This window comes from Streptomyces sp. NPDC045955 (assembly GCF_056430805.1).
This window is the reverse complement of record NZ_JBWKKY010000014.1, coordinates 138802-165170: the sequence shown is the minus strand read 5'-3', so window position 1 is coordinate 165170 and position 26369 is coordinate 138802. Positions and strand designations below refer to the sequence as shown.

Annotated in this window: 26 protein-coding genes; 14 read left to right on the top strand and 12 right to left on the bottom strand. The window is 74.3% G+C overall.

Annotated elements, in window-relative coordinates:
* Positions 1–137: 137 nt before the first annotated feature.
* The 6 genes from AC07F0_RS27670 to AC07F0_RS27645 are packed head-to-tail and all read right to left on the bottom strand — an operon-like array spanning position 138 to position 5603.
* Positions 138–1364 carry a cytochrome P450 family protein gene (locus tag AC07F0_RS27670; protein WP_478982794.1) on the bottom strand — a complete coding sequence of 409 codons (1227 nt, stop codon included), beginning with the start codon at positions 1362–1364 and terminating at the stop codon, positions 138–140.
* The gene (locus tag AC07F0_RS27665) at positions 1361–2599 is read right to left on the bottom strand and encodes a cytochrome P450 family protein (protein WP_478982793.1); all 1239 of its coding nucleotides are present in this window, start codon (positions 2597–2599) and stop codon (positions 1361–1363) included. Before AC07F0_RS27665 ends, AC07F0_RS27670 begins: the two co-directional genes overlap by 4 nt.
* Positions 2596–3219, bottom strand: coding sequence for a GTP-binding protein (locus AC07F0_RS27660; protein WP_478982792.1), 624 nt, complete (start codon positions 3217–3219; stop codon positions 2596–2598). Before AC07F0_RS27660 ends, AC07F0_RS27665 begins: the two co-directional genes overlap by 4 nt.
* A complete protein-coding gene (locus AC07F0_RS27655) occupies positions 3191–3553 on the bottom strand; it encodes a DUF742 domain-containing protein (protein WP_478982791.1) in 363 nt (120 codons plus the stop codon). Before AC07F0_RS27655 ends, AC07F0_RS27660 begins: the two co-directional genes overlap by 29 nt.
* Positions 3550–3972, bottom strand: a complete 423-nt coding sequence (locus AC07F0_RS27650; RefSeq protein ID WP_356928909.1) for a roadblock/LC7 domain-containing protein — start codon at positions 3970–3972, stop codon at positions 3550–3552. The genes AC07F0_RS27655 and AC07F0_RS27650 overlap by 4 nt, the downstream gene beginning before the upstream one ends.
* Entirely contained in the window at positions 3969–5603 is a 1635-nt protein-coding gene (locus tag AC07F0_RS27645) for an ATP-binding protein (protein ID WP_478982790.1), read from the bottom strand. The genes AC07F0_RS27650 and AC07F0_RS27645 overlap by 4 nt, the downstream gene beginning before the upstream one ends.
* Before the next feature lie 341 nt (positions 5604–5944).
* Here AC07F0_RS27645 and AC07F0_RS27640 point away from each other — a divergent pair, with 341 nt between their 5' ends.
* Positions 5945–6181, top strand: coding sequence for a hypothetical protein (locus AC07F0_RS27640; protein WP_020276938.1), 237 nt, complete (start codon positions 5945–5947; stop codon positions 6179–6181).
* Between the two features lie 69 nt (positions 6182–6250).
* Here AC07F0_RS27640 and AC07F0_RS27635 read toward each other — a convergent pair whose 3' ends face one another.
* A complete protein-coding gene (locus AC07F0_RS27635; protein WP_478982789.1) occupies positions 6251–6865 on the bottom strand; it encodes a hypothetical protein in 615 nt (204 codons plus the stop codon).
* A 96-nt stretch (positions 6866–6961) separates the two neighbouring features.
* Here AC07F0_RS27635 and AC07F0_RS27630 point away from each other — a divergent pair, with 96 nt between their 5' ends.
* Positions 6962–8326: a hypothetical protein gene (locus tag AC07F0_RS27630; RefSeq protein ID WP_478982788.1), complete on the top strand. Its 1365-nt coding sequence runs from the start codon at positions 6962–6964 to the stop codon at positions 8324–8326.
* Between the two features lie 201 nt (positions 8327–8527).
* Complete coding sequence (locus AC07F0_RS27625) at positions 8528–10186, top strand: catalase (protein WP_478982787.1); 1659 nt, start codon at positions 8528–8530, stop codon at positions 10184–10186.
* A gap of 4 nt (positions 10187–10190) precedes the next feature.
* Here the strand turns inward: AC07F0_RS27625 and AC07F0_RS27620 are convergent, their stop codons facing one another.
* Positions 10191–11045 (bottom strand): fructosamine kinase family protein, encoded by an 855-nt coding sequence (locus tag AC07F0_RS27620; protein ID WP_478982786.1) that lies wholly within the window; start codon positions 11043–11045, stop codon positions 10191–10193.
* A gap of 366 nt (positions 11046–11411) precedes the next feature.
* Between AC07F0_RS27620 and AC07F0_RS27615 the strand changes: the two genes are divergently transcribed.
* Complete coding sequence (locus tag AC07F0_RS27615; RefSeq protein ID WP_478982785.1) at positions 11412–11735, top strand: hypothetical protein; 324 nt, start codon at positions 11412–11414, stop codon at positions 11733–11735.
* A 27-nt stretch (positions 11736–11762) separates the two neighbouring features.
* On the opposite strand, the gene AC07F0_RS27610 is transcribed toward AC07F0_RS27615, so the two are convergent.
* On the bottom strand, positions 11763–12296 hold the full coding sequence (locus AC07F0_RS27610) for a hypothetical protein (protein ID WP_478982784.1): 534 nt from the start codon (positions 12294–12296) through the stop codon (positions 11763–11765).
* Between the two features lie 278 nt (positions 12297–12574).
* Between AC07F0_RS27610 and AC07F0_RS27605 the strand changes: the two genes are divergently transcribed.
* The 10 genes from AC07F0_RS27605 (at position 12575) to rfaE2 (ending at position 23501) form a co-directional block, all read left to right on the top strand.
* Positions 12575–13102 (top strand): hypothetical protein, encoded by a 528-nt coding sequence (locus tag AC07F0_RS27605; RefSeq protein WP_478982783.1) that lies wholly within the window; start codon positions 12575–12577, stop codon positions 13100–13102.
* 428 nt (positions 13103–13530) lie between these two features.
* Entirely contained in the window at positions 13531–14496 is a 966-nt protein-coding gene (locus tag AC07F0_RS27600; RefSeq protein ID WP_478982782.1) for an NAD-dependent epimerase/dehydratase family protein, read from the top strand.
* A gap of 65 nt (positions 14497–14561) precedes the next feature.
* On the top strand, positions 14562–16226 hold the full coding sequence (locus AC07F0_RS27595; RefSeq protein ID WP_478982781.1) for a carbamoyltransferase family protein: 1665 nt from the start codon (positions 14562–14564) through the stop codon (positions 16224–16226).
* Positions 16223–17296 carry a glycosyltransferase family 2 protein gene (locus AC07F0_RS27590; protein WP_478982780.1) on the top strand — a complete coding sequence of 358 codons (1074 nt, stop codon included), beginning with the start codon at positions 16223–16225 and terminating at the stop codon, positions 17294–17296. The genes AC07F0_RS27595 and AC07F0_RS27590 overlap by 4 nt, the downstream gene beginning before the upstream one ends.
* Entirely contained in the window at positions 17293–18057 is a 765-nt protein-coding gene (locus tag AC07F0_RS27585) for a D-glycero-alpha-D-manno-heptose-1,7-bisphosphate 7-phosphatase (RefSeq protein ID WP_478982779.1), read from the top strand. Before AC07F0_RS27590 ends, AC07F0_RS27585 begins: the two co-directional genes overlap by 4 nt.
* A complete protein-coding gene (locus tag AC07F0_RS27580; protein ID WP_478982777.1) occupies positions 18054–19127 on the top strand; it encodes a glycosyltransferase family 9 protein in 1074 nt (357 codons plus the stop codon). The genes AC07F0_RS27585 and AC07F0_RS27580 overlap by 4 nt, the downstream gene beginning before the upstream one ends.
* The gene (locus tag AC07F0_RS27575; protein WP_478982775.1) at positions 19124–20089 is read left to right on the top strand and encodes a glycosyltransferase; all 966 of its coding nucleotides are present in this window, start codon (positions 19124–19126) and stop codon (positions 20087–20089) included. Before AC07F0_RS27580 ends, AC07F0_RS27575 begins: the two co-directional genes overlap by 4 nt.
* Positions 20086–21363 (top strand): glycosyltransferase, encoded by a 1278-nt coding sequence (locus tag AC07F0_RS27570; RefSeq protein ID WP_478982773.1) that lies wholly within the window; start codon positions 20086–20088, stop codon positions 21361–21363. The genes AC07F0_RS27575 and AC07F0_RS27570 overlap by 4 nt, the downstream gene beginning before the upstream one ends.
* A 99-nt stretch (positions 21364–21462) precedes the next feature.
* On the top strand, positions 21463–22098 hold the full coding sequence (locus tag AC07F0_RS27565) for a D-sedoheptulose-7-phosphate isomerase (RefSeq protein WP_478982771.1): 636 nt from the start codon (positions 21463–21465) through the stop codon (positions 22096–22098).
* Positions 22095–23501 (top strand): D-glycero-beta-D-manno-heptose 1-phosphate adenylyltransferase, encoded by a 1407-nt coding sequence (gene rfaE2 / locus AC07F0_RS27560; protein WP_478982769.1) that lies wholly within the window; start codon positions 22095–22097, stop codon positions 23499–23501. The genes AC07F0_RS27565 and rfaE2 overlap by 4 nt, the downstream gene beginning before the upstream one ends.
* Before the next feature lie 9 nt (positions 23502–23510).
* Here rfaE2 and AC07F0_RS27555 read toward each other — a convergent pair whose 3' ends face one another.
* From AC07F0_RS27555 to AC07F0_RS27545, 3 genes are all read right to left on the bottom strand, one after another.
* Positions 23511–24797: an MFS transporter gene (locus AC07F0_RS27555; protein ID WP_478982834.1), complete on the bottom strand. Its 1287-nt coding sequence runs from the start codon at positions 24795–24797 to the stop codon at positions 23511–23513.
* Between the two features lie 357 nt (positions 24798–25154).
* Complete coding sequence (locus AC07F0_RS27550) at positions 25155–25718, bottom strand: hemerythrin domain-containing protein (RefSeq protein WP_478982767.1); 564 nt, start codon at positions 25716–25718, stop codon at positions 25155–25157.
* A 73-nt stretch (positions 25719–25791) separates the two neighbouring features.
* Entirely contained in the window at positions 25792–26325 is a 534-nt protein-coding gene (locus tag AC07F0_RS27545) for a DoxX family protein (RefSeq protein WP_478982765.1), read from the bottom strand.
* Between the last annotated feature and the right edge of the window lie 44 nt (positions 26326–26369).

The window sequence follows — 26369 nt, the reverse complement described above, 5'->3', positions numbered from 1 at the left end:
ACGCAACGGGCATCGACGCGATTCACAAGGCCTCGGCCAGGGACGTAAGTTCAACGCACCGCGGGGGCTCGACCGGAACGGGGGACCGGTCGCGCTCCCGCGTGCCACCCCTGTGAGACAGCGGTCCTCCGGTTGCCTCAGCCGCGCAGCCGCACGGGTATCTCCTGCCAGCCGAAGGCGATGAACGACGGTACCTGCCGCAGGCCCTCGTCACCGTCGGCCAGACTCAGGCCGGGGAACCGGTCGAACAACGCGGGCAGCGCGGTCAGCGCCTCCAGACGGGCCAGCGGCGCCCCGATACAGCGGTGCACCCCGATCCCGAACGCCAGATGGTCGTCGGCGGTGCGCGTGGCGTCGAAGACGTCGGCGTCCGGCCCGTAGTGCTCGGGGTCGAGCCCCGCGGCGGCGTAGGTCGTGATGATGGCGTCTCCGGCCGGGACCGTCACATCGCCGACGGTGAGATCGGTGACGGCGAACCGGAGCGGCAACGACGCGATCGACGGGTGCGCGCGCAGTGTCTCGTCGACGACGGCGTCCCAGCCGATCTCCCCGGACCGGACGGCCGCCAGCTGCTCGGGGCGGCGCAGCAGGGCCACCACCGCGTTGCCGATGAGATTGACGGTGGTCTCGAAACCGGCCCCGATGACCAGCAGCAGCGTGTACAGCAGCTCCTCGTCGCTGAGCCGGTCGCCCTCCTCGTCCCGGACCCGGATCAGCTCGGTGGTCATGTCGTCACCGGGGTGCGCGGCCTTGTGCGCGATCAGCGCGGGCAGCACCGTGCCGATCTGCCGCTGGACGGACGCCGCGTGCTCCGGGCTCGGGTCGGTGGTGTCCATGAGGGCCGCGATCATCCGGGCGGTGTCCTCGCGCAGCGCGTCCGGGACGCCGAACAGTTCGCAGATCATCCGCATCGGCAGCGGCTGGGCGAACCCCTCCTTGACGTCCACGATCTCGCCGCCGGCCGCGTCGAGCGCGTCCAGCAGCTCCGCGGTGATCGCCTCCACCCGGGGCCGCATCGCCTCGGTGCGCCGGTGCGTGAAGCTGGGCGCCACCAGCTTGCGCAGCCGCGTGTGGTCCGCGCCGTAGGCGGTGAGCATGTTGACCACGCCCACCCAGCTCACGATCCAGCCCCAGGACGGGTGGTCGCCGATCTCGGGCCACAGCCGCCAGTGCAGCCGCGGGTCCTTGCTGACCCGCTGGTCGAGGATGAGCTGCTTCAGCGTGTCGTAGCGCGTGGGCGCCCAGGCGGGGATCCCGCCGGGCAGCTCCACCGGCACGATCGGGCCGAGGGCGCGCAGCCGGGCGATCTCGCCGGCGATGTCCGCGCCGAACGGGTCGAGTGCGATGCGGTCGGTCACGGTCACGGTCGTCCTCCTGGCTGATCGGGGGAGCGGGGAGTGAAACGGACGGGCAGCGCCGTCAGCGAGCGGTGGAACGGGCCGGGCCGCCAGGTGAGACGCTCGCGGGGCAGCACGGGTTCCAGGTCGGGCAGCCACTGCGTGAGCCGTTCGATCGCCTCGGTGGCGATCAGCAGCGTGGGCTGCTTGACCGGGCAGGCGTGCGGGCCCGCCGACCAGGACAGGTGGGAGGCGTCGCCCGGGTGCCGGTCCGCGCCGCGCTCCTGCTCGGTGGCCTGTGCCAGCGCCCCGTACGAGATCACCACCGGCACCGCGGCCCGGATCCATACGCCGTGGAAGGTGACCGGCGTGCGGGCGTAGTGGATGCCGTAGTTGGCCAGTGGCGTCTCGTGGTGCAGCACCTCCAGCACCGCGTCCGTCACCGGGCGGGCGCCGCTGGTGAGCGTCGAGTAGTAGGCCGGGTTGCCGAGGATCCTGGACAGCGCGTTGGACACCAGGTTGGCCGTCGGCTCGTGTCCCGCGCCGAGCGTGAGGAACACCTGCCAGGTGACCTCCTCGGGGGTCAGCCCCGCCGGATGGTCCAGCAGCCAGCTCGGCAGGTCGTCGCCGCGCCGCTCGGTCTTGGCCGCGATCAGCTCCAGCACGTACCCGGCGTACTCCGCCTCGCCCTCCGCCGCCTGGGCGCCGCCCTCGATCAGCTTGCCGAGCGCGGCGTCGAGCCGGTCGCCGGCGCTGTCCGGCAGGCCGAAGAGGCTGTTGAACACCAGCGCCATCAGCGGCCTGGTGAACTCGCCGACCAGGTCGGCCTCGCCCCGCGGCCCGATCCGGCTCACCAGCAGGTGCACCGCCTGGTGCACCCGGTCCCGCAGGTCGTGCGGCTCCACCAGGTCGAAGGCGTCGATCAGCGTGGTGCGGTAGCGCAGATGCGCGCCGCCGTCGGCGAACAGGGTGTTGGGCCGCCAGCGCATCATGCCGAGCACCGGGGAGTCGTCCGGGACGGTCGCCTGCCACGGCCGGGGATCGTGCGAGAACGTGGTGGTGTCGTGCAGCAGGTCCAGCGCCGCCCGCCGGTCCGTGACGACGTACGCCGGCACACCGGGCGCGAGTTCCGCCCAGCCGACCGGGCCCTGGGCGCGCAGAGCGGCGTAGTACGGGCGGGGGTCGCGGGCGAAGCTGTCCTCCCACAGGCGGACGGGCGCCGCGCGGGAGAAGGCCTGCTCGGCAGGGGACGGGTGGGTCACCGGTACTCCGCGGGTCGGTGGTCGATCAGGTGCTGGACCAGGGCGAGCAGGGCGTCGATCGAGGAGTTCGCCTCCCGCGCGTCGCAGGTCACCATCGGGGTCGTCGGTTCCAGGTCCAGGGCGGCGCGCAACTGCTCGGGCGTGTGGTGCCGGGGCGCGTCCGGGAAGGAGTTGAAGGCGACCGCGTACGGCAGCCCGGTCTCCTCCACCAGCCCGAGCACGTCGAACGAGGCGTCGATCCGGCGGGCGTCGACGAGCACGAGCGCGCCGAGCGCCCCGTGGGCGATGTCGTCCCACAGCGACCGGAACCGCTCCTGGCCGGGCGTGCCGAACAGATACAGCACGATGCCGCCCGGCAGGCTGATCCGGCCGAAGTCGATGGCGACCGTGGTGGTCGACTTGTCCCGGACCCCGGCGAGATCGTCGACCTGCGCGGACGCCTCGGTGAGCGGCTCCTCCGTGTGCAGCGGGCGGATCTCCGAGACCGAGCCGATCAGGGTGGTCTTGCCCACCCCGAAAGGCCCCGTGACCAGGATCTTCACCAGGTCGCGGGCGGTGTCCGGGAGATGGACGCCGTCGCCGCCGGGGGCGTCAACGGTGCTTGAGGTCGCGGAGGCCATCGGCCACTCTCTTCAGCAGGTCGGGGTCGAAGCGCCGGGCGGGCGGGATCGGCGCGCGGGCCAGCACCAGGTCACGGTCGATGAGGTCGGCGGCCAGCACCAGCACGGCGGAGACGGGCAGCCGCAGCAGGGCCGCGGCCTCCACCACCGTCAGCGACCCGTACTCCAGTTCGTCCAGCAGGGCCGCCTGCGCGGCGGGCAGATCGGCGGGAGCGGCCTCGCCGCTGCCGGTGAGGACCGACAGCCGCTCCAGATGGGCACGGCTGGGCCGGGCCACCCCGCCGGTCGACAGATACGCGGGAACCAGGGGACGGCCGCCTCGGCGGCCCGTCATGCCGGTGTGTCGCCGTCGGCACCTCGGGGCCCCGCGGCCATCGCCTTCTCACCCAGCCGCGCGACCTGGGAGTGCACCCGGTGCGCGAGCAGGTCCAGGCGCACCTCGGGGTCGCCGTACGCGGCCACGCAGGTGCCGTGGTCCGTCGGCACGATGAGCACATAGCCGTGGTCCGACTCGATGACGACCTGCCGGATGTCGGCCCGGTCGGTGTCGGCGAACGCCGCCGCCGCGGTACGGCAGGCGCCCTGCACGGTGCTGGTGATGGCGGCGACCCGCTCGGCGGACGGCCGCGACAGCGCGTCGGTGTAGCCGGTCACGAGCCCGTCCCGGGTGAGCAGGACGGCGGCCACGACGTGCGGCACCTCCAGAACCGGTTCGAGCACCCAGGCCGTGTCCCCCGTTGCGCGGCTGGTCATCGAGCCGTTCCCCCTTCGTGGTCGTTCCGGTCTCGGCCGGTGTCGTCGGGCCCGTCGGCCGTGGTCGCGGCCGGGGCACCCTCAGGTACGGCTGGAGGGGCGCCGGTGTTCGGCCGGGCGGCGAAACGTGCGGCCGCCGTGCCGGACTGGAGGGCGCCGAGGGCGGCGGCGGACTCCTCCGGGCGCCGCGGGCGGCGCTGCGGTGCGGGTGCGGGCGCGGCGGCCGGGATGCCCGGCGGGGGCGTGGCCCGGCTGCGGCGACGCCGCTGGGGGAGTCCGCCGCTGTCGCGCGGGCCGTGGTGGCCCGGGGCCGGGGCGGCGGCCTGGTCCTCCTGGTCCGTGCCGTATCCGTGATCGTCGGACGGGGTGGAGCCGGCGGCGGTGAGGGAGGACGGCTGCCCGGGCTTACCGGACGCGGGCGCCGGGGCCGGATCGGGTTCACGGGCCGGAGCGGAAGGGGCGGCAGGCGCGGCGGGGGCGGCTGCGCCCGGCTCGTCACTGTGGGACGGCACGGCACCGGGGGACGTCGCGGTACCGCCCGCCGTGTCCCGCTCCGCCCTGCGTGTGGAGCGCGGGGCGCTGGCCGCCGGAGGCAGTTCGTCGGGGTCTATGCGAGTCAGCAGGTGACTGTCGACCCGCAGCACCGCCCGCACGCCGCCGTACGGGGACGGGGAGGACAGGTCCACACTCAGACCGAACTGCCGGGTCAGCTGGCCGATGGCGGCGAGTCCCATGCGCGGCGGGTCGCCGAGCTCGGTGAGCAGGATCGGTTCCGAGCCGGCCACCATCCGCTGGGCGCGGGCCCGTTCGTCCTGCGTCATGCCCAGTCCGGCGTCGTCGACGGTGACGCAGACGCCGTGGTGGACGGCCTCCAGGTTGACCACGACCTCGGTGTCGGGCGCGGAGTGCCGCAGCGCGTTGTCGAGGAGCTCGGCGACGATGATGGCGACCGGTTCGACGGCGTGGGACACCAGGGCGGTCCCGGCCTGAAGGTGGTTGTGGATCCGGACGCGCTGGTAGCCCGCGAGCCGGGCCTGACCGCCCGTCACCGCGTCCACGAGATGGGACTCCTCCCGGGCCAGCCCCACCCAGGCGCCGCACACCACCGCGGCGATCTGCGCGCGCCGCAGCGACTGCTCGTTCTCGTGGTCCAGCTCGAACAGGGTCTGCGCCAACTCGGGGTCGTCATAGCGCTGTTGCAGACCGCGCAGGGCGTCCTGCAGCCGGTACAGCGCCGCCTGGATCTCCCGCGTGGCGCCGCGCATCCCGGCCTGTGCGGCGGCATCGATTCGGGTGCGCTGCGCGGCGAGTTCGGCGTGCAGCCCCTTCAGCACCTGCTCCAGCGCGAGACCCAGGGGCGAACCGGCGAGCTGAGGACTGAGCGGGCCGGGCACCGCGACGTGCGGATGGGCCGCCTGCCGGGCCGCGGCGGGCACGCGCCGCGCCGCCAGGTGCTCGACCTCGGCCGTGAACGCCCGTGTGGTGCCGTCGAGTCGCGCCCGCAGGACGGCCGTCTTCGCGCGCTGCTCGGCCAGTTGCCGCCGTGAGCGCAGCAACCCGCAGCCGAGGGCGAACGCGGACAGTGTGCCGACGGCGAGACCGCCGACGACCAGGTCCGGTGATTCGATCATCGAGTCGAGTCCAGGGGGAGTCGGGCAGGGCGGAGTCCGAGGTGCTCTCACGAGCCACCCGCAGCACAGTACACACCGTCATCGACCGGTCTCGCACGGTGGAACGGCACTTCGTTCTGAAACTGACCAGCGTCTGTTCGTTTCTGTGGCAACTGTCGGTATTGCCGTACGGGGGAGGGGAGTTGGCGGTCCGTACAGGTCTGACCGCCGGGCCGGCCCCCGCCCACCTGGTGCGTAATCGAACGAATACGGAACGTGATGGAGGAGAGCTGTGTGTCCGACCGGAGGACGGGTACCCGTCCGGCGCCTGAAGAGGTCCACTCCGCAAGAAGGAGGTCCGAATGACCAGCGAGACGGAGACCGGCGGTGTGACCGGTACGCAGGACAAGGACTACAACCTGATCTGGTACGTCGAGGCGTGCCTGAACAACGCCCTGCGTCTGGAGAGCTACATCCAGGACGCGGAGCGCGCCAAGGACACCGAGGTCGCGGATCTGTTCCGCAAGGCCCAGGCGGACAGCCGCAAGGGTGCCGAACTGGGCAAGAACCTCCTGCGCGCACGCCTCAACGGCGGCTGAGGCCCCACCGGGGTCGCATGGCCCGGACACCGCCGGCGGGCGGGTCCGGGCCCTTTGCGCCGCGAGAGGTCAGAGCCGGAAGATCGCGCTCACCCGTTCGGCGAGTTCGTCCTCCGACATCGTGAGGTCGACCGTGACGGCGGGCAGTCCGAGGCGTGCGGTCTCCTCGCGGAGGCGTTCCGTGAACAGGTGGTCCCGTGCGGCGATGTTGCGGTTCGCGCGCGCCGGGTCACTGGTTCTCTCCGTGAAACCCGCTCCCGGCGTGGCCCGCCCCGTGAACGCGGCCTGCCGGAACCGCGGTGTGGGCAGGAGCCAGACCGCGTGTCCGGGCTCGGTGAGCAGGGGCTGTACGAGGTGCGGCAGCAGGCGGAATCCCTCCACGACGACGCACGTCTCCCGCGGCATGCGCAGCAGGTCCTCGACGATCGGTCCGAAGCCCTCGCCGCGAAACCAGTGGAACGTCCGGAGCATGGTCTGCGCAGACCGGTTCACCCAGCGCTCGTCCATGTCCATGGCCATGAACTCGTACAGGAACGGGGCCTCGTCGGGCGTGGTCCGGCGGGCGTGGTCCCCCATCACGTCGTCGGTCGAGTAGAGACGCCAGCCCTGCCGGTCGGCGATTCTGCGGGCGATCGTGGACTTGCCCGCGCCGCTCCCGCCCCCGATCCAGTAGACGTGCCGCATGCTTCCGGTCTCCCGTGATCGCGCTCTGATTGTCAGTGGTGGATGCCACGATGCCGACAGCTCACCATCCCATCCCCGGACGAGAAGGAGCTGATCGTGCGCAGGCCGGTCGAGGGAGAGGTTCATGTGCACTACGGCCAGATCTACGTCGAGACCGACCCGGACAGCTACGGGCCGGGCCTCGAGGAGGCGTTCGCCGGGCAGAGCGCGGGACTGTGCGGGGCGGCGACACCGGGCGCCCTGTGGCTGAACACCGGACTGCACACCGGCTCGGTGGGCTTCACGGTCGAGGTGCACGAGCAGGCGCCGCCGCTGGATCCGGCCTGGGAGGACGTGGTGGAGGTGTCCTTTCGTCCGGTGTCGGCGGACTGTGCGCTGGTGGAATGGGGAGGGGGAGACTCCTGGGAGCTCGCTCTGGAGGAGACCGACTACCGGGTGCGGTACTGCGCCCAGGGCATGGACCAGGCGAGCGAGCGGGACACCCGGATGGACGGCGAGGCCCGACTCGACTGCTACCTCCTGCAGTTCTGGCCCGCGCCGCCCGAGCCGGACCGCGTCCTGAAACAGACCTCGCGGGTCGCCGCCTACTGGCACCGCTACGCCCGCGAACTGCCGCCGCCTCCCACGCCCGCCGAACGCGCCGAAGCCGAGCGCCAGGCCCGCCTCGCGCAGGAGACGGCGGAACGGGAACGCCGGCTCGCCTTCGAGCGATGGCAATGGGGCGGACAGCCGCCGAGCCAGGCCCTGCGTGACGTCGGCGGCAACGTCCGCGGCCTGCTCGAGTTCGACCCCGCCCTGGTCCACGCCATCGACGCGTCCGGCCCCGCGACCCAGCGTGAGGTGGCTCTGTTCGCGGCCCGCCGGGCGTGTGAAGCGGCCGGTCTCACCGCCCTCGACTGGGTCGCCGACGCGCTCGCGGCCCTGGCCGAAGGCCGTCCGCTGCCGCCGCCGTTCGACGACGACGCCCGCATGTGGCAGACCCTGGCCACCGACCCGCTTGTCCCGGACCGGACCGTCGGCCGGGCCGTCCCGCCCGAGCGGCCTCCCTTCCGGCCGCCCGCGTCCCCCGGCACCCCCGTGCCGCAACCCCTGGAGGCCACACAGGCCGTGGTGGGCCCGGCGGCAGCCGTGGCGAAAACGCAGGCCTCCGGCTCCGGCCCGTACGCCTCGGCGATACGGCAGGGCTCCGGCTCCGGCCCGTGCGACGGGGCGACACCGCAGGGCTCCGGCTCCGGCCCGTACATCATGGCGGTCACCTTCGGCCCTCCGGACCCGTCTCTGCGGATGTCGCAGCCGCACATGGCCCTGCCCGCGGTGACCGACGCCGCCGGACCCGACCCCCTCCGGGCGGCTCTCGACGCGGTGTTCGCGGCCGTCGTCACGTACGGCGAGAACCACCCCGCCCTGCTCGCGGAGGCCTGGTCCGTGGTGCGCGGGACGGCACACGTGGCCGGCCCCTGACCGCGCCCCGGGTCACGTCCTCACCGTCCACCATGCCAGGGGGGAGGGCGCTGGAACCTGTGGGGCCGGCCAGCGCTTCCCGCGGCAGGTGACTGAGCCCGCCCCTCCGGGTACCCGGGCGTTCCGCCATGACCGGCCGGGCGGCCGCTCGCGGCGCCGCCCCGGTCGGCCGCCGGCCATGAGCCGAAGGAGCCCACGCATATGACGGACGTATCCGGTACCGGTCCCGCTCCGGGCGACGACCGCGAGGTCCTCACCAACCGCCAGGGCCATCCGGTCTACGACAACCAGAACCAGCGCACCATCGGCGCCCGCGGGCCCGCCACGCTGGAGAACTACCAGTTCCTGGAGAAGATCAGCCACTTCGACCGGGAACGCATCCCCGAGCGCGTCGTGCACGCCCGCGGCGTCACCGCCTACGGCCACTTCGAGGCCTATGGCACCTGGGGCGACGAACCGATCAACCGCTACACCCGGGCCAAACTCTTCCAGGAACGCGGCAAACGCACGGACGTGGCCGTCCGCTTCTCCACCGTCATCGGCGGACGCGACTCCTCCGAGGCCGCCCGCGACCCGCGTGGTTTCGCGGTGAAGTTCTACACGGAGGACGGCAACTGGGACCTGGTCGGCAACAATCTCGGCGTCTTCTTCATCCGTGACGCCATCAAGTTCCCGGACGTCATCCACGCCCTCAAGCCGGACCCGGTGACTTTCGAGCAGCAGCCCCGCCGCATCTTCGACTTCATGTCGCAGACGCCCGAGGCCATGCACATGCTGGTCAACCTGTTCAGCCCGCGCGGCATCCCCGCGGACTACCGCCACATGCAGGGCTTCGGCGTCAACACCTACAAGTGGGTCAACGCCGACGGTGACACCAAGCTGGTCAAGTACCACTGGATGCCCAAGCAGGGCGTGCGCAGCATGACCGAGGAGGACGCGGCCAACGTCCAGGCCGACTCCCTCGGCCACGCCACCAAGGACCTGTACGAGTCGGTGGCCCGCGGCGACCACCCGGAGTGGGAACTGCTCGTCCAGATGATGGACGACCACGACCACCCCGAGCTCGACTTCGACCCGCTGGACGACACCAAGACCTGGCCCGAGCAGGACTTCCCGCCGAAGCCGGTCGGCCGGATGGTGCTCGACCGGATGCCGCGGGACTTCTTCGCCGAGAACGAGCAGATCTCGTTCGGCACCGGCGTCCTCGTCGACGGCCTGGACTTCTCCGACGACAAGATGCTCGTCGGCCGGACCTTCTCCTACAGCGACACCCAGCGCTACCGGGTCGGCCCGAACTACCTCCAGCTCCCCGTCAACCAGGCCAAGAACGCGGATGTGCGCACCAACCAGCGTGACGGCCAGATGGCGTACCACGTGGACGGCGGCGGAGAGAACCCGCAGGTCAACTACGAGCCGTCGATCACGGGCGGCCTGCGCGAGGCCCGCTACCCGACCCACGACGAGCAGGGGCCCGTGGTCGAGGGGCGGCTCACCCGCAAGCGCATCCCCCGCACCAACGACTACATGCAGGCAGGCCAGCGCTACCTGCTCCTGGAGGACTGGGAGCGGGACGACCTGGTGAAGAACTTCACCGACCTGCTGTCCCAGTGCGACCGGCCGGTCCAGGAGCGCATGGTCTGGCACTTCCTGCTGGTCGAGAACGACCTCGGCCTGCGGGTCGGCGAGGGGCTGGGCATCGGCCCCGAGGACGTCGCCGGTCTGGAGCCGCTGGCGAGCCAGGACCTCACGGACGAGGACCGCGAACGCCTGGCCAATCTGGGCAAGAACCCGCCGCGCGACGTCGAGGGCCTCACCATGACCCACTGCGTGCCGGACGAACGGCACGTCGTCACGCGCTGACCGGTCAGCCCGCCAGGGCGCTACGGGCCACCGCGAGGGCCTGTTCCGCGTAGCTCCGGCCGAACAGGACGGCGTGCACCAGCAGCGGGAACAGCTGGTGCACGCCGACGCGGTCCGCCCAGCCCTCGGCGAGCGGCGCCTCCTGCTGGTAGCCGTCCAGCACCTGATCCAGGTGCGGGCAGCCGAAGAGCCGCAGCATCGCCAGATCGGTCTCGCGGTGTCCGCCGTGCGCGGCCGGGTCGATCAGCCGGACGTGTTCGTCGGCCGCCCACAGCACGTTGCCGTTCCACAGGTCGCCGTGCAGCCGAGCGGGCGGCTCGGCGGGTCCGGCCAGCTCCGGCAGCCGCTCGCACAGACGCTCCACGTCGGTCGCCTCGCCGGGGCGGACGGTGCCCTGGTCGACCGCGCGCCGCAGATACGGCAGTACGCGGTGCTCGGCGTACCAGCCCGGCCAGTGAGTGCCGGGCTCGTTGCGCATCGGGGCGAGTCCGATGCAGGCGTCCGCCGGCCCGCCCGGGGGCGGCGCGCCGAACGCGGGCGCCCCGGCCGCGTGCAGGGCGGCCAGGTCACGGCCGAAGCGGACCGCCGCCTCCCGGCTCGGCCGCCCCCGCGTGACCCGGTCCACGACCAGCCAGTTCCCGTCGTGGCCGTGCACGGCCGGTATCCGCACCGCGCCGGCCCCGGCCAGCCAGCGCAGCCCAGCCGCCTCCGCCCGCGCCGCCCCAGGATCGTCGGCGCGCTTGGCGATCACCACCCGCCCGTCGTCGAGCGTGACCTCGGCGAGGGCCCCGGACAGCGGCCGTTCCCCGGTGACCGCCCGCCCAGTGAGCCGGGCCACGACATCCGCAGCGGCGGTCATACGCGCTCCTCCCTCGGCTCCGAGCTTGATCGAACACCCAGCGTACGACCGCGCCCCGGGTGAAACGGCACTCAGCCTTCCAACCCGGAAGCGACGTCCGGCAACTGGATCGGCCATGTCGCGTCCAAGTCGACGTACGCGGTGAAATCCGCCTTGTCGGACCCGCGCCGTTCCAGACCCCGAGCCGCGGCGGCTCGCTCGCCCGGGAAGCCGAGCGCAGGTGCAGACCTTCGTCCCCGACCGCCGTTGGGCCCCGCTCGGCGGCCGTTTCGATGCCGGGACATTCGCCACGCCGCGGTCACGCGGGACGGTGAAATCGCACCGCCCGCCGACAGAACCGGCCTCCGCCGGGGGACCAGTCGGGGTATGACGAGCTCACCGTTCCAGCGCACCATCGCCCTGCCCGCCCCCGTGTGCGAACAGGCCGCACAGCATCTGGAGCAGGCCGCGCACCGGTCCATCGACGGGGCCGCGGTCCCCCTGAAGGCGTTCCGCGAGGCCGCCGACCACGACTTCATCCTCCCCGTGCCGGTCGTCGAGCAGGCGGCGGCCTGCCTGCTGGTCCTGGCCACCGAGACCGCCCAGACCGTGCGCCCCTCCGCGCTGCGCGCCACCATCAGCGTCGCGCTGCGGCTGCGGGACGCCGTGGAACTGTCGCATCAGCCGGCTCTCAGCAGCAGGTTCTGGTAAGCCGGGACCGGCGGCGGAACCTGCGCGTCAGGTCTCGCGGAAGGCGACCTGCACCTGACGGCGGCGCAGTTCCTCCAGCGTGGCGCGCTGCCGCCGGGCCCGTTCGACGAGGTCGTCGAGGTGCCGCGGGTCCAGGCGTGCGTCCGTGGCGGCCAGGTCCCGGAGCGTCTGCCAGCCGGACGTCTTGCCCTCCACGCCCAGGCCCAGCGCCTCCAGCTCCCACAGCGTGCTCAGCGGGGACCGCCGCACCAGACTGCCGTTGCTCTTCAGCCGGCCCACCTGCTCCGCCGCCCGGCCCGCGTAGACCTTGTAGCGCCGCACCGGGACGTCGAGCCGCCGCATGATGTGGAGCAGGCTCGCCCGGTCCTCGGCGATCTCGGCGGCGACCGGGGCCAGGGCGTCGGCGAGCGCCGTACCCCGGCACGAGCGCACCAGATGGCGTATCCGCGCCGTCCCGGCGGTGGCGCCGGCGAGATGGTCGTTGAGGTAGACGCCCAGCAGCGACATGTCGGTGGCCGGAGCACGCCGGGCGCCCGGCGGATCCGTTCGCTGTTCCGTCATGGCAGTGCTCCTGTCCTGCTCCGGCCCGGCCCCGACCCCGCCCAAAGACGGCCGGAGCTGGGGTTCTCCGGACTTTCCGGCTTGCGGAAGGTGATGCGGAGCGGGTGCCCGGCCCCCTCCCGGCGAAACGGGACCGACGTCCCTGCTCACGAGCTCCGCTGCGATGTGGCCGAGGCCACGACCTGGACGAGGCCCCGATCACGTCCGGGTGCGCGGGACGGCGGCTACCGTCTACGGGCAGATCCCTCGCTTCCCCACCCCTTTCGGACGGCCTGGCAGTGCAAGCAGACCTCTCTCCTGTCATAGCGGCGACCGCCCAGTGGCTGACCCGCGCCTTCCCCGCCTCCGGCGGCGCGCTCGCCTCCGCGCTGTGCGAGATGCAGGCGCGCCAAGCCGTCACGGTCGCGGCATGGCTCAGGTACCCGACGGAGATGGACGCCGCCCTGGTCGGTGTGGCAGGCCCCGGCGGCTCCGGGCGGCTGGACTGGCTCACCGGCGCCGACGCGTCCCTGGGCGACGACGTGGACGCGCACGCCTGGCGCACCTGGGTGGACGAGGTCGTGGCGAGTTGGGCGGCCAGTCTGCTCACCGACCCGGAGCTGGCCGCCCTGGCGGTGGCCGCGCTCGCCGACGGCAGCCACAGCACCGGCACACCGGCCGAGTTCCGCCGCCTCGTCGCACCCGAGGACAACGACCAGCGCGCCGCCGCCCTGCTGCGCCACCCCGACCTGCTCGCCCCCGTGGCCGACCTCCACCACGCCCAACTCCTGGCCCGCCTGCACCCGGGCCGCACGCTGATCGCCTGACACCGCCGGCTCCCGCCTGCCTCACCGTCCTGGGGCGGTGCCTGCCTGCCGGTCTGCGGCGACGTCGCCTCGCCGCTCCCGGTGGCCGTGTCGGCCGGCCCGGGCGAGCGACCTCCCTCGCCGGGTCTGCGGTGCGTTGGCTCGCCGGCCCGCGCCGGCCGTGTCCGCCGTCCTGGGGGCGCTCCCGCCTCCGAACCGCGACGTGCTGGTTGCGTCCGAGCTCTCCAGCCCTGCACCGGCCTGCCCGAACAGCCGGTAACCGCGCCCCTCACCCTCCGTGACTCACCGGTTTGCCGTACGCGGCCGTGCCGTGGTCGCACCGGCGGCGGACGCTGAGCGTGGGCTCGACGGCCTCCGGCCACCTTCGGCGGCGCGAGGCGTACACCGTCGTGCCGGGCCGTGACGCCGCTGACGGAGGAGAGACCGAGATGACCACCGCCCACTCACGCAGCTGGGAACACGCCGTCGTCACGGGCGGCGCCGGATTCGTCGGCTCCCACCTGTGCGCCGCCCTGCTGGACGCGGGCGCGGCCGTCACCTGCGTGGACGACTTCTGCACCGGCCGGCCCGAGAACATATCCCCGCTGCTCGAACGGCCCGGCTTCACGCTCGTCCAGGCCGACGTCGCCGAGGGCCTGCGCATCAAGCGGGCGCCCGACCTGGTCCTGCACTTCGCCTCCCCGGCGTCCCCCGCCGACTACCTGCGCCTGCCGTTGCACACCATGGAGACGGGCAGCCTCGGCACCCGCAACGCCCTGGAACTCGCACGGTCCTCCCGCGCCCGTTTCGTCCTCGCGTCCACCTCCGAGGTCTACGGCGACCCGCAGCAGAACCCCCAGGACGAGCGCTACTGGGGCAACGTCAACCCGGTCGGCCCGCGCAGCGTCTACGACGAGGCCAAACGCTTCGGCGAGGCGCTGACCACCGCCCACGCCGACACCCACGGCACCGACACCTGCATCGTGCGGCTGTTCAACACCTACGGCCCCCGGATGCGCGGCCACGACGGACGCGCGGTGCCGACCTTCGTACGGCAGGCCCTGGCCGGCGAGCCCCTCACCGTGACCGGCGACGGGCGCCAGACCCGGTCCCTGTGCTACGTCGACGACACCGTGCGCGGCATCCTCGCGGCGGCCGCCCACGGCATGCGCGGCCCCGTCAACATCGGCAACCCGACCGAGATCACCATGCTCGACCTGGCCCGGCTGGTCGTCGAACTCGCCGGCTCCCCGTCGGAGATCCGCTTCATCGAACGCCCGGTGGACGACCCGGCCGTGCGCTGCCCGGACATCACGCTGGCCCGCGACAAGCTCGGCTGGGAGCCGCAGGTGCGCGCCGAGGAAGGGCTGCGGCGCACCATCGCCTGGTTCCGCGAGGACGGAACGGACGCCTGACCCGGGCCGCCTCGGGCCCCGTGCCACGACGGACCCATCCCACCCGCCGAAAGGCCGCCACCCCCATGCGCATCCTCGGAATCAACGCCCTCTTCCACGACCCCGCCGCCGCCCTGGTCATCGACGGGCGGACCGTCGCCGCCGCGGAGGAGGAGCGGTTCTCCCGGCGCAAGCACGGGAAGCGCCCCCTGCCGTTCTCCGCCTGGGAGCTGCCCGAGAAGGCCGCCGCCTGGTGCCTGAAGCGGGCCGGGCTGCGCCCGCAGGACCTCGACGCGGTCACCTACTCCTTCGACCCGGCGCTCGCCCGGCCCGCCGAGGACATGGGCCTGGACGACCCGTGGGACCACCTGCGGCTGATCTACGCCCGCGAGGCGCCCGGATTCCTGCGGACGGCCCTGCCCGGCCTCGCCCCCGGCATCGTCCGCTTCGTGCCCCACCACATGGCCCACGCCGCCTCCAGCGCCTTCGCGGCACCGGACGCCGGCGACTCCTCCGTCCTGGTCCTGGACGGCCGCGGCGAACGCGCCTCCCACCTGGCCGCACGCCGCGTCGGCGACCGGCTGGAGGCGCTGCACGCCCAGGACCTGCCGCACTCGCTCGGCCTCGTCTACGAGGAACTCACCGAACACCTCGGCTTCCTGCGCTCCTCCGACGAGTTCAAGGTGATGGCCCTCGCCTCCCACGGCACCCCGCGCATGCTCACCGAACTGCGCCGCCACGTGTACCCGACCGGCGACGGCGGCTTCCATGCCACCGGCGTGCCGTGGCGGGAGCTGTGCGCGCCGCGCAAGGCCGACGAGCCGTGGACGCGGGACCACGCCGACGTCGCCGCCAGCGCCCAGGCCGTGCTGGAGGAGACCCTGCTCGACCTCGTGCGCTGGTTGCACGGCCGTACCCACGACCGGGTGCTCACCCTCGCCGGCGGCGTCGCCCTCAACTGCGTCGCCAACTCCCGTATCGCACGCGAGGGCCCCTTCTCCCGGGTGTGGGTGCAGCCCGCCGCCGGAGACGCCGGTACCGCCCTGGGCGGCGCCCTGCTGCTGTCCGCCGGCGAGGGCGACGAACCGGAGCCCATGACCGGCGCAGACCTCGGCCGGGACTGGTCCGACGCGGAACTCGGAGCCTGGCTGAAGACGGCCGCCGTCCCCTTCGAACGGCCCCCGGACATCGCCGCCACCGTCGCCCGCGCCCTCGCGGACAACGCGATCGTCGCCTGGTTCCAGGGCCGCTCCGAATACGGCCCCCGGGCGCTCGGCCACCGCTCCCTGCTCGCCCACCCCGGGCACGCGGGCAACCTCGAACGCCTCAACGACGTCAAGGGCCGCGAGCAGTTCCGGCCCGTCGCCCCGATGGTCCTCGCCGACCGCGCCGCCGAGATCTTCGACGGGCCGCTGCCCAGCCCCTACATGCTGTTCGTGCACGACGTCGCGAAGGAGTGGCGGGACCGCATCCCCGCCGTCGTGCACGTCGACGGCACCGCCCGCATCCAGACCGTCGACCCGGCCCACGAGCCGCTGGTGGCCCGGATGCTGGGCGAGTTCGAGCACCTCACCGGGCTGCCCGTCGTCGTCAACACCAGTCTCAACACCGCCGGCCGGCCCATGGTCGACGACCCGCGCGACGCCCTGGAGTGCTTCGGCTCCTCGCCCGTCGACCTGCTGGCCATCGGCCCGTACGCCGTCCGCCGCGGCGACCTGTTCCGTGCCGAGGACACCGGAGGCCCGCGATGACCCAGCCCGACGCCCGCACCCGGGACGCCGAGTACGCCGTCGTCGTCCCGACCCTCGGCAGGCCCGGTCTGCGCGTGTGCCTGCACGCCCTGGCCGAGGCGAGCGGACCGGGGCCGGTCCGCGTGGTCCTCGTCGACGACCGGTCCGGCCAGGCCCGCCCGCCCCTCACCGCCGACGTCCCGCCGTCCCTGCGCTCGCGCACCATCGTCGTACCCGGCGGGGCGCGCGGCCCCGCCGCCGCCCGCAACCTCGGCTGGCGGGCGGCCGGTGACGTGCCCTGGATCGTCTTCCTCGACGACGACGTCGTCCCCGGCCCCACCTGGGGCGACGACCTGACGCTCGACCTGGCCGCGGCGACGGAGCGGACCGCCGGGATCACCGCCCGGATCGAGGTGCCGCTGCCCGCGGACCGCCGCCCCACCGACTGGGAACGCAACACGGCCGGACTCGCCGGCGCCCGCTGGATCACCGCGGACATGGCGTACCGCCGGGCCGCGCTCACCGCCGTCGGCGGATTCGACGAGCGCTTCCGGCGTGCCTTCCGGGAGGACGCCGACCTCGCCCTGCGCGTCCTCGACGCCGGCTGGACCCTCACCACGGGCCGGCGTACCACCACCCACCCCGTGCGGCCGGCCGGGTGCTGGACCTCCGTCCGTCTCCAGGCCGGAAACGCCGACGACGTGCTGATGACCCGGCTGCACGGCCGCCACTGGTGGCGCCGGGCGGGGGCGCCGCGCGGCCGGCTGCCCCTGCACCTCGCCCTGACCGGGGCGGGGGTGACGACGCTCGGCTGCGCCCTGCTCGGCCGGCACCGACTGGCCGGGGCCTGCGGCGCCGCCTGGCTGGCCGGCACGGCCGAGTTCGCCCTGGCCCGGATCCTGCCCGGGCCGCGCACCCGCGACGAGGTGCTCACCATGGCCATGACCAGCGCGCTCATCCCGCCGGCCGCGACCTGGCACTGGCTGCGCGGGCGACTCGCGCACCGCACGGCCCGGCCGCTCACCCCGCTCGGGACCGGTGAACCGGCGCCCGCGCCCCGCCCGGTGGTCAGGGAACGGCTGCGGTCATGACCCGCCCCACCGGCCCATGGCTGCTCTCCGGAGCGGACGGGCCCACCGGCGTACGGCAGCCCCGGCACGAGCCGGGCGGCCCGCTCCCCGCTGCTGTCCTCTTCGACCGCGACGGCACGCTCGTCGCCGACATCCCCTACAATGGGACCCCGGCGCGGGTCGCGCTCATGCCCGGCGCGCGGGAGGCCGTCGACGCCGTGCGCGCCGCCGGGATTCCCGTCGGCGTCGTGACCAACCAGTCGGGCGTGGCCCGTGGGCTGATTACCCCTCGCCAGGTCGAGGACGTGCGCCTGCGGGTGGAGCGGCTGCTCGGGCCGTTCGCCGTCTGGGCCGTGTGCCCGCACGGGCCGGGGGAGGGCTGCGGCTGCCGTAAGCCCGCCCCCGGACTGATCCTGGCCGCGTGCCACCTGCTTGCCGTCCCGCCCGGACGCGCCGTCGTCATCGGCGACATCGGGGCCGACGTGGAGGCCGCCCGCGCCGCCGGGGCCCGCGGCATCCTGGTCCCCACGCCCGCCACCCGCCCCGAGGAGACCACGGCGGCCGACACCACGGCAGCCGACCTGCTCGCCGCGGTCCGTCTCGCCCTCGCCCCGGCCCCGGTCGCCGCGCAGGCGCGGACGCCCCGACCGGATCCCGGTAGGGCGACGGGGGAGTGGCGGAGCGGCCCGGCCGGGCCGGCCGGCGAACCGCGCCGCCACCGGGCCACGCCGGCGGCGGTACCGCGCGGTCACCCCGCCCTGCCGACGGGGGAGCCGCGATGACCCCCTTCCGCCCCCGCAGCCGCCTGCCCCGGAGCCTCGTCGTCCGCCTCGACAGCGCCGGAGACGTCCTCCTGGCCGGGCCCGCCGTGCGGGCCGTCGCGGCCGGATCCTCGTACACCGCGCTGCTGTGCGGGCCGCAGGGCGCCGCGGCGGGGCGGATGCTGCCCGGGGCGGACGACGTGCTGACCTACGACGCCCCCTGGGTCGGGCTGGAGCCCCCGCCCGTCACGCGGACGGCCACCCGCCGGTTGATGGAGACGCTCACGGCGGCCCGCTTCGACCGGGCGCTCGTCCTCGTGTCGTACCACCAGAGCCCCCTGCCGATCGCCCTGCTGCTGAGGCTCGCCGGGATCGGCTGGACCGCCGCCGACAGCGAGGACTACCCGGGCACACTGCTCGACCTGCGGCACCGCAGACCGCCGCACCGCCATGAGGCCCTGGCCGCCCTCGACCTGGCCCGCGCCGCCGGCTACGCCCTGCCGCCCGGCGACGACGGCCGGCTGCGCGTCACACCGCCGCCCCCGACCACTCACCTCACCGGGCCCGGGCCGTACGTCGTCGTCCATCCCGGCGCCGCCGTCCCCGCCCGGGCCTGGACCCCCGGCCGGGCGGCACGGGCCGTCGCCGCCCTGTCCGCCGAGGGATACCGGGTCGTCGTCACCGGAGGCCGCGCCGAGCGGCAGCTGACCGCACGCGTCGCCGGACGGCACGCCCTGGACCTCGGCGGCGCCACCGACCTGCCGCACCTGGCCGGAGTCCTCGCCGGGGCGCGGGCCGTGGTGGCCGGGAACACCGGCCCCGCCCATCTCGCCGCCGCCGTCGGCACACCCGTCGTCAGCCTCTTCGCACCGGTCGTGCCGGCCGAACGATGGGCCCCCTACGGCGTTCCGCACGTCCTGCTCGGCGACCGGCACGCCGCGTGCGCGGACACCCGGGCCCGGCACTGCCCCGTGCCGGGACACCCCTGTCTGGACGGCATCGGCGACGCCGAGGTGCTCGCCGCCGTGGCGGCCCTCACGGACGACCCGGCGGACCAGGGAGAACAGACGGAGCGAGGAGCGGCCGTATGAACATCCTGCTGTGGCACGTGCACGGCTCCTGGACGACCGCGTTCGTCCAGGGCCCGCACACCTACGTCGTCCCCGTCACCCCGGGCCGCGACCCGGACGGCCTCGGACGGGCCCGCACCTTCTCCTGGCCCGCCTCGGTCCGCGAGGCCACCCCTGAGGAACTTCGAGACACGCCCGTCGACATGGTCGTCCTGCAACGCCCGCACGAACTCGAACTGGCCGAGCGGTGGCTCGGCGGACGCCGCCCCGGCCGGGACGTGCCCGCGCTGTACCTGGAGCACAACGCGCCCGACGGCGCCGTACCGGACACCCGGCATCCGTGCGCCGACCGCGACGACCTGACGATCGTGCACGTCACGCACTTCAACCGGCTGTTCTGGGACTGCGGCACCACCCGCACCGAGGTCGTCGAACACGGCATCGTCGACCCCGGCCACCGCTACACCGGCCGGCTCGCCCGCGGCGCCGTCGTCGTCAACGAACCCGTGCGACGCGCCCGGCACACCGGCACGGACCTGCTGCCCGCCCTGGCCGAGGCCGTGCCCCTCGACGTGTTCGGCATGGGCACCGAGGGCCTGGCCGGCCACCTCGGTCTGCCACCCGACCGGTGCCGCACCGCCGACCTGCCGCAGAGCGAACTGCACACGGCGCTGGCCGAACGCCGCATGTACTTGCACCCGGTGCGCTGGACCTCCCTCGGCCTGTCCCTGCTGGAGGCGATGCACCTCGGCCTGCCCGTCCTGGCCCTCGCCACCACCGAGGCCGTCGAGGCCGTGCCGCCCGGCGCGGGCACCCTCTCCACCCGCCCCGACGTCCTGGCCCGCGCCGCCCGCCGCTACCTCCACGAACCCGAGGCCGCGGCCGCGGCCGGAGCCCGGGCCCGGCAGGCGGCCCTCGAACGCTACGGGCTCAAGCGCTTCCTGGCCGACTGGGAGCGCCTGATCACGGAGGTGTGCCCATGACCCCGTCCCTCAGCTCCTTCCCCACCGGGCCGCTCGGCGGCGACCCCCTCGACCCGGGCAGCCTCGCGATCGCGCTCGTCTCGGAGCACGCCAGTCCGCTCGCCGCGCTCGGCGGGGTCGACGCCGGCGGCCAGAACGTCCACGTCGCCTGCCTCGCCGGGGCGCTCGCCGACCGGGGCCACCGCGTCACCGTCTACACCCGCCGTGACGCGCCCGACCTGCCCAGCCGGGTGGAGCTGCGCGACGGCGTCGAGGTGCACCACGTCCCCGCCGGACCGGCCGAGCCGCTCCCGAAGGACGAACTCCTGCCACACATGGGCGAGTTCGGCCGCTACCTGGCACGCTGCTGGCGCACCAGGGCCCCCGACCTCGTGCACTCGCACTACTGGATGTCGGGCCTGGCCGCGCTGCACGCGGCCCGTGCCCACGGGCTGCCCCTGCTGCACACCTACCACGCCCTGGGCACCGTGAAGCGACGGCACCAGCGCCTCGCCGACACCAGCCCACCCGAGCGGATCCCCGGCGAGATCGAGATCGGGCTGGGTTGCGACCGCGTCGTCGCCACCTGCCGGGACGAGGCCGCCGAACTGACCCGCATGGGCATACCCCCGCACAAGATCGGCATCGTGCCGTGCGGCGTCGACCCCGACCGGTTCACCCCCAAGGGCCCGGCCGCGCCGCGCGGACCGTACCCGCACCGGCTGCTCCAGCTGGGCCGGCTGGTACCGCGCAAAGGCGCCGCGGTGGCGGTCGCCGCCCTGGCCCGGCTGCCCGGCACGGAGCTCGTCGTCGTCGGTGGGCCGCCCGCGGACCGGCTCGACGACGACCCGGAGGTGCGCCGGCTGCGCGGCATCGCCCGGGACGCCGGCGTCGCCGACCGGGTCCGCTTCACCGGCGCCGTGCCCAGCGAGGAGGTGCCGCCGCTGCTGCGCTCCGCCGACGTCGTGGTGTGTCCCGCCGACTACGAGCCTTTCGGCATCGTCCCGCTGGAGGCCATGGCGTGCGGCGTGCCCGTCGTCGCCAGCGCGGTCGGCGGGCAGCTCGACACCGTCGCCGACCCGGGCACCGGACGCCTGGTGCCGCCCCGCGACCCGGAGGCCCTGGCCCGCGCCGTCGCCGGCCTGCTCGCCGACCCGGCGGCCCGCGAGGCGTGCGGAGCGAACGGCCGCCGCCGGGTGCTGAGCCGCTACGGCTGGGGGCAGGTCGCCGCGGCCACCGAGGCCGCCTACTGCGAGGTCCTCGACGCCGAGCCCGCCGCGACGGACGCCGGCTGAACCGATCCGTCCCCGACCCGCCGGCCGCAGCCGACGCCCGAAGACCGAAGGAGGTGCGGGTCCGCCGCCGTCCACCGGGCGGCGGCACGCCCGAACAGCATGAGCGAACACCCTGCACACCCCGCGCTCGATGCCGCCCGCCTGCACTGCCGGTCACTGGAAGAGGCACTCGCCCGGTTCCGCCGGCACGGCCTCGAACGGATCGCCGACTGGGGCGGCCACCTCGCCGACGTCCTCACCGGCGGCGGCCGGCTGCTCGTCGCGGGCAACGGCGGCAGCGCCGCCCAGGCCCAGCACCTCACCGCCGAACTGGTCGGCCGTTACCGTCAGGAACGCCGCGCCTACTCAGCGCTCGCCCTGCACGCCGAAACCTCCAGCATGACGGCCATCGGCAACGACTACGGCTTCGACCACGTCTACGCCCGCCAGGTCACCGCACACGGCCGCCCGGGCGACATCCTGATGCTGCTGTCCACCTCGGGCCGCAGCGCCAACCTCATCGCCGCGGCCGTGACAGCCCGGCAGGCCGGACTGCGCGTGTGGGCGCTCACCGGGCGCGGCCCGAACCCCCTCGCGGAAGCCGCCCACGAAGCCCTGTGCGTCGACGCCGGCAGCACCGCGAACGTCCAGGAGATCCACCTCGTCGCCGTCCACCTGCTCTGCGAGTGCTTCGACACGGCCGTGTCCACACCGCTCGCACGGCGCACGGTCCTCACCCACGGGAGCACGTCATGACCGGACCGGAACCACTCGCGGTCGTCGGGGACGTCCTCCTCGACGAGGACATCGAAGGTGTCTCCACCCGGCTCTCCCCGGACGCCCCCGCCCCCGTCGTCGACGTCACCGGCGACCGGCGGCACCCCGGAGGAGCCGGACTGGCCGCCGCCCTCGCCGCCCGCGGTGGCCGGGACGTGGTCCTGGTCACCGCGCTCGGCGACGACGACGCCAGCGAGGCCGTACGGCGTGACCTGCGTGGCCGGGTCCGGCTGCTGGAGCTCCCGCTCAACGGCACCCTGCCGGTCAAGACCCGCGTCCTCGCGGGCGGCCGGCCCGTCGTCCGCATCGACCGGGGCGGCGGCACCCCCGGCGCACCCGACGGCGCGGTCCGGGAGGCCCTGGCGAACGCCCGCGCGATCCTGGTCGCCGACTACGGCCGCCACACCGCCGGCGCCCTGCGGCCGTACCTGGAGGACATCGCCCGGCGCACACCCCTGGTGTGGGACCCGCACCCCCAGGGCGACCCGCCCGTGCCCGGAGCCCGGCTCGTCACCCCCAACGCGGCGGAGGCACGAGCCCTGTACCCCGGCTCCGGAGGGACGTCACTGGGCGCGTACGCCGAGCGCGGGACGCGGCTCGCGGAGCGCTGGCGCGCCGCCGGAGTCGCCGTCACCCTCGGCGACCGCGGGGTGCTGCTGGCCCGGCCCGGCTCCGGTACGCCGATGCTCGTGCCCGTGCCCTACCGGGCCGCCGGCGACCCGTGCGGCGCGGGCGACTGCTTCGCCGCGACGACGGCGGCGGCCCTCGCCGACGGCCTGCTCCCCGAGGAGGCGCTGCAACGGGCCGTCGCCGAGGCCGCCGCGTTCGTCGCGGCCGGCGGCGCGGGCAACCCCGACCTGTGGCGGACCGAGCCGCCGCCCGGACCCGCGGACGAGGCCGCGACCGACGCGTTCGCCCTCGCCGAGAGCGTCCGGGCCCGTGGCGGCACCGTGGTCGCCACCGGCGGCTGCTTCGACCTGGTGCACGCCGGCCACGTCGGACTGCTGGAGAGCGCCCGGCGCATCGGCGACTGCCTCATCGTGTGCCTGAACTCCGACGCGTCCGTCACCCGCCGCAAGGGCCCGGGCCGCCCGCTCAACCCGGCGGCGGACCGCGCCCGCGTCCTCGCCGCGCTCGGCAGCGTCGACGCCGTCGTGGTCTTCGAGGAGGACACCCCCGAGGCGGTACTGGCCCGGCTGCGGCCGGACGTCTGGGTCAAGGGCGGCGACTACTGCGTCCAGGACCTTCCCGAGGCCGAGACGCTGCGCACCTGGGGCGGCCAGGCCGTGGTCCTGCCGTACCTCGACGGCCGCTCCACGACCCTGCTGACCCGCCGGGCGGCGAAGGCGGCGACGACGGCCCTGCGGCCGTCGGGCTCCTGAGGGCCCCGGTCAGGCCGCCGTGCTGAGCGCCGGCTGCCCGTGGACGTCGCCCTCCTCCGTCCGGATCACCACCGGCGTGGTGGCGCGGCGCTGCCGCAGCAGGTAGCCCGCGCCGATCGAGCCGGCGATGAGCAGTCCGCCTGTGACGAGGGCGCCACGGGCGCCGGCCAGCTCCATGAGGAGGCCGAGCGCGGGCGGGCCGCCCAGGCTCCACACCGTGCCGATGCTGCCCCACACGCCCAGCACACGGCCCCGCAGGTGGGCGGGCGGGTCGGTCTGGAGGACGGCCGTGCCGGCGGTGTCCGAGACGGACTCCACCACGGCCATCGGCAGCACGAGCACGATCAGCACCGCGAGCGACGGCGACAGCCCCGCCACCACCTGGAGCAGCGCCCCGGCCGCCGCCAGCGCCCCCACGAGCCGCACGGACGGCCGGCGCAGCCGGGCGCCGAGGAGCGCGCCGAGGATGCCGCCGACGGCGAGCACGGTCGAGACGGTGCCGAACGAACCGGCACCACCCGCGAGCGGCCCGGTGACGAGCACCGCCAGGGTGAGCCCGTAGTTGCGGCCGAACACCGCGCTGATCCCGGTCACCCCGGCGAGCGCCATCAGACGCGGCCGGCGCGCGAAGAACGCCAGCCCCTCGCGCACGGACATGTCCGAGCCGGTGCGCTTCGGGCCCGCGGCGACCTCCCGTACCGCTCCGGGAGCCGGCCGCAGGAACGGAATGACCGAGGCCACGAACAGGAACGACACGCCGTTCGCGAAGTACGCCGCGGACGTACCGAGGAATCCCACGGCCACACCGGCCAACGCCGCTCCCACCAGCCGTCCCGACTGGTGCACCAGCGCCCCGACCCCGATGGCCGAGGGCACGTCCTCCGCCGGGACGAGATCGTTGCCCAGCAGCGCACACGCCGGGTTGTCGACGGTCGCCACGACACCCGTGAGGGCGGCCAGCACCATCAGGGAGGTCATGTCGAGCCGGTCCAGGGCCACGAGCACGGCCGTCGTGAAGGCGATCGCGCCGAGCAGCGCCTGGCTCACGGCCGCCGTCAGCTTGCGGGGCCACCGGTCGACGGCCGCGCCGCCGAGGACGCTCATCAGCAGGGCGGGGGCTGCCTGCACGGACATGGACAGCCCCGTCGCGGCGGCGGACCCGGTGATCTGCAGGACCAGCAGGTTCTGCACCGTGAGCTGCATCCACGTACCGGCGTTCGACACGAAGTTCGCGGCGGACCACCAGCGCATGCTGCGGTACCGCAGCGACCGCCAGGGCGAGCGCGAGACGGGCAGGGCGGGGGAGGGCGACGAAGACACAGTGCGGTACTCGCAAGACGAGTCGGAGGACTCAGGAGGAGGGGGACGAGGGAAACGAGAAGCACCGGCTGCGCTGCGCGGTGGCTCCCCTCGCCGGGTACGGCGCCGACCATCGTGGCAGAGGGAACCCCCGAGTCGGTTCCGTCCACACCTCGTCCGCTTCCTTCACACTTCCCAACCCCCTCCGGCCTGGGGGCATTTGCGGCCGCGAGTGTGGTTGATCACAGTTGTCGATCACAGGGGCCTGCCCGGGCCCGCAGCACGTGGCGAAGACCACAGAAGACAGCGAGAAGGGCCCGTCGCCACGGCGACGGACCCTTCTCGCTGTCTTCTCTACTCGGACTTGCCGCGACCGGTCAGCGCGTCGCGCAGCCGGTCGACCATGCCGGTGCCCGGAGCCAGGAGCTTGTTCGCCGGAGGTTTGTCGGGAGCGGCCGGGTGCGGCCGGGTCGGGGCGGTCTTCTTCGCCTTCCGGACCTTCTCGCCCAGTTCGTTGAGCGCGTCCGCCGGACAGGCCTGCCGCAGGGCCGGGAAGAGGTTGCCCTCCTCGTCGGCGATGTGCGAACGGATCTCGCTCATCAGCATGCCCATCAGCCGGTCGAAGTCGGCGTCGCCCGGATCACAGCCCTCCAGGTCCTTCATGATCCGCTCGGCGGTGGCGTGGTCCTGGAGCTCCTGGTCGGCGAGGGCGTCACCGCCTGCCACGTGCTCGCGTACGGCCGGATAGAGGTAGGCCTCCTCGGCCACCGAGTGCCGCACCAGCTCGATCGTGACCTGGTCCGCGTACATCTTGCGGTCCTTGTGACCGGACGGCAGCCCCTCGATCTTGCCGAACATCTCCTCGACTTCGCGGTGATCGGTCACCAGCTCGTCGATGACGTTTCCTCCGTGTCCCATGTCCTTCACCTCCAGCCCCCGGGTCCCCAGGGCCCCAGGGGGCTAACGCGCGGTCGGATCGCCCCGGTGGGCGTCAGGCCGGGAGCTTGGCCCGGACACGCCCGGCCACCGCGGCCGGGCCCGCGGTGGCACGGACGGAGCGCCGCACCAGACCCACGTCCCGCCGCAGGCCACGGGCGGCGTGGCTGCCGCGCCACACCACCGACGGGCGGGCGCCGGTGTCGTCCGCGGCGATCAGCAGCCCGCCCAGCATGGACATGTTCTTGAAGAAGTGGATCCGCTGCTGGGCACGCTCCGAGGGATCCTCCGCCTCCCAGAAGCGGTGCCCCGCCAGCGTCGTCGGCACCAGCGTGGCCGCGATGGCCAGCGCGGCCGGACGCGGCATGCGCCCGGTGGCCAGCATCAGCCCGGCCACGACCTGCACGGCGCCGTTCAGCCGTACGACCTGCTCGGTGCGGTCGGGCAGCGCCGAGACGCGTTCGGTGACCGGTTGGACGACAGGCTCGGCGGCCGGGGTGACGGCCTCCGGGTCGCGGACGGAGTTCAGGCCGCCCGTGAGGAACATCGAGGCCAGCATGGGACGGCCGAGCACGCGCAACAGACTCATGGCCCTCTCCAGGGTGTCGGTGGGTACAGCGCTCGCCGGGTTCC